Here is a 5,995-nt window from a genome sequence, read left to right on the forward strand (position 1 = left end):
CGCGCGCCCAAACAAAAACCCCCGCACGTTGAGACGGGCGGGGGTTTTCTTACTGCATAAGAGCTTGACGATGACCTACTTTCACAGACGTACGTCCACTATCATCGGCGCAAAGGCGTTTCACGTTCCTGTTCGGGATGGGAAGGAGTGGGACCACCTCGCTATGGTCGTCAAGCGTAACCGGGTGTCGGGTGGGGCAGGCGGCCGGTGAGGGCACGGCCTTGGCCACACGACCAATCTGGGAAGAAGCACCGCACGCGTTACCCTATTCGGGCAAGGACTGCGTTGTCGTATTTATGGGGTTCATCGGGCAGTACGGGGCGCGATGGTTGCGTGTTCGGGTTGGAACACGACTTGGATCTTCATTTGTTTGAACGGTACTTGAACGCCTAACCTACAAGGTTATAGGATCAAGCCGCACGGGCAATTAGTATCAGTTAGCTACGTGCATTACTGCACTTACACACCTGACCTATCAACGTCCTGGTCTCGAACGACCCTTCAGGGGGGTCTAGCCCCCGGGATACCTTATCTTCAGACGAGTTTCCCGCTTAGATGCCTTCAGCGGTTATCTCTTCCGTACATAGCTACTCGGCAATGCCATTGGCATGACAACCGATACACCAGCGGTACGTCCACTCCGGTCCTCTCGTACTAGGAGCAGGCTCCGTCAAGTATCCAACGCCCACGGCAGATAGGGACCAAACTGTCTCACGACGTTTTAAACCCAGCTCACGTACCTCTTTAAATGGCGAACAGCCATACCCTTGGGACCGGCTACAGCCCCAGGATGAGATGAGCCGACATCGAGGTGCCAAACACCGCCGTCGATATGAACTCTTGGGCGGTATCAGCCTGTTATCCCCAGAGTACCTTTTATCCGTTGAGCGATGGCCCTTCCATTCAGAACCACCGGATCACTATGTCCTGCTTTCGCACCTGTTCGACGTGTCAGTCTCACAGTCAAGCACGCTTATGCCATTGCACTATCAGCACGATTTCCGACCGTACCTAGCGTACCTTCGAACTCCTCCGTTACGCTTTAGGAGGAGACCGCCCCAGTCAAACTGCCCACCATGCACTGTCCCCAACCCGGATAACGGGCCAAGGTTAGAACCGCAAACAAACCAGGGTGGTATTTCAAGGTTGGCTCCAGCGAATCTAGCGATCCGCTTTCAACGCCTCCCACCTATCCTACACAGGCCGGTTCACAGTCCAATGCAAAGCTACAGTAAAGGTTCATGGGGTCTTTCCGTCTAGCCGCGGGTAGATTGCATCATCACAACCACTTCAACTTCGCTGAGTCTCAGGAGGAGACAGTGTGGCCATCGTTACGCCATTCGTGCAGGTCGGAACTTACCCGACAAGGAATTTCGCTACCTTAGGACCGTTATAGTTACGGCCGCCGTTTACCGGGGCTTCGATCAAGAGCTTGCACTCCATCAATTAACCTTCCGGCACCGGGCAGGCGTCACACCCTATACGTCGACTTTCGTCTTGGCAGAGTGCTGTGTTTTTAATAAACAGTCGCAGCCACCGATTCTCTGCGACCCCATCATGCTCAGGGCGCGAGCCCTTCACACTACCGGGGTATACCTTCTCCCGAAGTTACGGTATTAATTTGCCGAGTTCCTTCTCCTGAGTTCTCTCAAGCGCCTTGGAATATTCATCCCGTCCACCTGTGTCGGTTTGCGGTACGGTCTCGTAGAACTGAAGCTTAGAGGCTTTTCTTGGAACAGCTTCCAATCAGTTTAGGACCGAGGTCCTATCCAGTCACACCCTTGAATTACGCGCCCGGATTTGCCTAAGCGCCTTCTACAGTGCAACAACGGGGACATCCAACACCCCGATGACCTTCTGCCATCCGTCCCCCCATCGCATTCTACGACGGTGCTGGAATATTAACCAGCTTCCCATCAGCTACGCATCTCTGCCTCGCCTTAGGGGCCGACTCACCCTGCGCCGATGAACGTTGCGCAGGAAACCTTGGACTTACGGCGAGGGGGCTTTTCACCCCCTTTATCGCTACTCATGTCAGCATTCGCACTTCTGATACCTCCAGCAGACTTCACAATCTGCCTTCGCAGGCTTACAGAACGCTCTCCTACCACAGATACCTCCGAAGAGATACCTATCCGCAGCTTCGGTCTATGGCTTAGCCCCGTTACATCTTCCGCGCAGGACGACTCGATCAGTGAGCTATTACGCTTTCTTTAAAGGATGGCTGCTTCTAAGCCAACCTCCTGACTGTCAATGCCTTCCCACTTCGTTTCCCACTTAGCCATAGTTAGGGACCTTAGCTGGCGGTCTGGGTTGTTTCCCTCTTGAGTCCGGACGTTAGCACCCGGTGCTCTGTCTCCCACGCTGCTACTTGCCGGTATTCGGAGTTTGCCATAGGTTGGTAAGTCGTCATGACCCCCTAGCTATAACAGTGCTCTACCCCCGGCAGTAATACGTGAGGCACTACCTAAATAGTTTTCGGAGAGAACCAGCTATTTCCAAGCTTGTTTAGCCTTTCACCCCTATCCACAGCTCATCCCCTAATTTTTCAACATTAGTGGGTTCGGTCCTCCAGCACGTGTTACCGTGCCTTCAACCTGGCCATGGATAGATCGCTTGGTTTCGGGTCTACACCCAGCGACTAATTCGCCCTATTCGGACTCGCTTTCGCTGCGCCTTCCCTATTCGGTTAAGCTTGCCACTGAATGTAAGTCGCTGACCCATTATACAAAAGGTACGCAGTCACCCCATTAAGAGGCTCCTACTGTTTGTATGCACACGGTTTCAGGATCTATTTCACTCCCCTTCCGGGGTTCTTTTCGCCTTTCCCTCACGGTACTGGTTCACTATCGGTCGATTACGAGTATTTAGCCTTGGAGGATGGTCCCCCCATCTTCAGACAGGATTTCACGTGTCCCGCCCTACTTATCTGACGCCTAGTTCCACTAAATCGATTTCGCCTACAGGGCTATCACCTGCTACGGCCGCACTTTCCATTGCGTTCGACTATCGATAAAGCTAAAACGTCAAGGCTGTTCCGATTTCGCTCGCCGCTACTTTCGGAATCTCGGTTGATTTCTTTTCCTCGAGTTACTGAGATGTTTCAGTTCACCCGGTTCGCTTCCACACACCTATGTATTCAGTGTGGGATACGCCATCGCTGGCGTGGGTTGCCCCATTCGGACATCTGCGGATCAAAGCTCGTTTGCCAGCTCCCCGCAGCTTTACGCAGGCTACCACGTCCTTCATCGCCTGTAATCGCCAAGGCATCCACCATGTGCACTTAGTCGCTTGATCCTATAACGTTATAGGTTATAAGAACACTTGAGTTTTCGCGCTTGTGTGCCGCTCATCAATTTTCATAGGCTCGCATTCGTGCGTTGCCGCACCAACACGTCTTTTGAGAACTTGTTGAACAAATTTTATAATGCAATCACAACCCGTACTTATCGTTGGTGCACCATTACCTACCGGCCCTTAAGCCAGCACGCAAACGGCGCACACCATAAATACTCTTTGTTGTGCTTCTTCCAGATTGTTAAAGAACAAGATAAAACCATTAAGCGCTAAGCCTAACGAGCAACGCCCTGGCTCATTACCGCCACCAAGACGCTCTTCGTTACCCTCGGTCTGCCTACCCCCGGTTTCTCTTTGCCATGACACACATCATCCCGCCGCTTGGGCGAGCAAGACAATAATGGTGGAGGATGACGGGATCGAACCGACGACCCCCTGCTTGCAAAGCAGGTGCTCTCCCAGCTGAGCTAATCCCCCGCGCTTACCCCAGTACAACCGGTAATCCGTGTGGTGGGTCAAGTTGGAATCGAACCAACGACCCCCGCCTTATCAAGACGGTGCTCTAACCGACTGAGCTACTGACCCAACCGGCCCCCTTTTTACAAGGAGCTAAACCATGTCATGGTCTTTACTTAACAGCCAATAAGTGTGGACGCTTACGCTTCGTGTGCGTCGCTCTAAAAGGAGGTGATCCAGCCGCACCTTCCGATACGGCTACCTTGTTACGACTTCACCCCAGTCATGAACCCTACCGTGGTAATCGCCCTCCTTGCGGTTAGGCTAACTACTTCTGGTAAAACCCACTCCCATGGTGTGACGGGCGGTGTGTACAAGACCCGGGAACGTATTCACCGCGACATTCTGATCCGCGATTACTAGCGATTCCGACTTCACGCAGTCGAGTTGCAGACTGCGATCCGGACTACGATCGGGTTTCTGGGATTGGCTCCCCCTTGCGGGTTGGCGACCCTCTGTCCCGACCATTGTATGACGTGTGAAGCCCTACCCATAAGGGCCATGAGGACTTGACGTCATCCCCACCTTCCTCCGGTTTGTCACCGGCAGTCTCATTAGAGTGCCCTTTCGTAGCAACTAATGACAAGGGTTGCGCTCGTTGCGGGACTTAACCCAACATCTCACGACACGAGCTGACGACAGCCATGCAGCACCTGTGTTCCGGTTCTCTTGCGAGCACGCTTCAATCTCTTGTAGCTTCCAGACATGTCAAGGGTAGGTAAGGTTTTTCGCGTTGCATCGAATTAATCCACATCATCCACCGCTTGTGCGGGTCCCCGTCAATTCCTTTGAGTTTTAATCTTGCGACCGTACTCCCCAGGCGGTCAACTTCACGCGTTAGCTGCGCTACTAAGGCCCGAAGGCCCCAACAGCTAGTTGACATCGTTTAGGGCGTGGACTACCAGGGTATCTAATCCTGTTTGCTCCCCACGCTTTCGTGCATGAGCGTCAGTATTATCCCAGGGGGCTGCCTTCGCCATCGGTATTCCTCCACATCTCTACGCATTTCACTGCTACACGTGGAATTCTACCCCCCTCTGACATACTCTAGCTCGGGAGTTAAAAATGCAGTTCCAAAGTTAAGCTCTGGGATTTCACATCTTTCTTTCCGAACCGCCTGCGCACGCTTTACGCCCAGTAATTCCGATTAACGCTTGCACCCTACGTATTACCGCGGCTGCTGGCACGTAGTTAGCCGGTGCTTATTCTGCAGGTACCGTCAGTGACGCCCCGTATTAAGGGACGCCGTTTCTTCCCTGCCAAAAGTGCTTTACAACCCGAAGGCCTTCATCGCACACGCGGGATGGCTGGATCAGGGTTTCCCCCATTGTCCAAAATTCCCCACTGCTGCCTCCCGTAGGAGTCTGGGCCGTGTCTCAGTCCCAGTGTGGCTGGTCGTCCTCTCAAACCAGCTACAGATCGTCGCCTTGGTGAGCCTTTACCTCACCAACTAGCTAATCTGATATCGGCCGCTCCAATAGTGAGAGGTCTTCCGATCCCCCCCTTTCCCCCGTAGGGCGTATGCGGTATTAGCCACGCTTTCGCGTAGTTATCCCCCGCTACTGGGCACGTTCCGATATATTACTCACCCGTTCGCCACTCGCCGCCAGACCGAAGTCCGCGCTGCCGTTCGACTTGCATGTGTAAAGCATCCCGCTAGCGTTCAATCTGAGCCAGGATCAAACTCTTCAGTTTAATCTCTGTATATATAATCGTAATTTCCAACCGGGCTCCTAAGAACCCGGCGGTCATACGTCGCGTCTGCTCAAAGAAAAAGACAAGTTCTAAATTGCTTTAAAACCATACTTCTTCATTTGTGCGAGCACTTGATAACTTTAGCGGCCCCTCGTGAGAAAGGCTGCACACTCATTCCAAGCGCCCACACTTATCGGCTGTTAAATTGTTAAAGAACGGGTCCTGCGTATTCGGTACTGTACTGCGTTGGCCCAGGGACTTCAACCCCGGGTAACCGGTGTTGCGTGCCGCGCTGTGCTTAAAGCAGAGAAACGAGATTATGAGACAGTTCGTTTGGCTTGTCAAGTCGGGGTGGTTCGCTGCGGTGGCCCTAAAGACCTAACCAACACAAACCGCCAACCTGGCGCCACTGCCGCATGCCCCAGCGGCCCGAAAGCCTGCGTTTGCCTGCGCTTTACTGCCCAGAACCCGGGTAAACCCTAGGTGG

General features: G+C 53.3%; 2 tRNA genes and 3 rRNA genes. All 5 read right to left on the reverse strand.

Annotation, left to right across the window (positions count from 1 at the left end):
• Positions 1–62: 62 nt before the first annotated feature.
• Positions 63–175 (reverse strand): 5S ribosomal RNA (gene rrf / locus CR155_RS20400).
• A gap of 231 nt (positions 176–406) precedes the next feature.
• Positions 407–3,297 (reverse strand): 23S ribosomal RNA (locus CR155_RS20405).
• Positions 3,298–3,698: 401 nt separating this feature from the next.
• A tRNA-Ala gene (locus CR155_RS20410) sits at positions 3,699–3,774 on the reverse strand.
• A 31-nt stretch (positions 3,775–3,805) separates the two neighbouring features.
• Positions 3,806–3,882: transfer RNA gene (locus CR155_RS20415), tRNA-Ile, on the reverse strand.
• A 95-nt stretch (positions 3,883–3,977) separates the two neighbouring features.
• Positions 3,978–5,508: ribosomal RNA gene (locus tag CR155_RS20420) — 16S ribosomal RNA — on the reverse strand.
• Together the 16S, 23S and 5S rRNA genes with 2 tRNA genes alongside form the textbook arrangement of a ribosomal RNA operon.
• Positions 5,509–5,995: the final 487 nt, after the last annotated feature.

The organism is Pollutimonas nitritireducens, from assembly GCF_002849615.1.
Lineage (GTDB): Bacteria > Pseudomonadota > Gammaproteobacteria > Burkholderiales > Burkholderiaceae_B > Pollutimonas > Pollutimonas nitritireducens.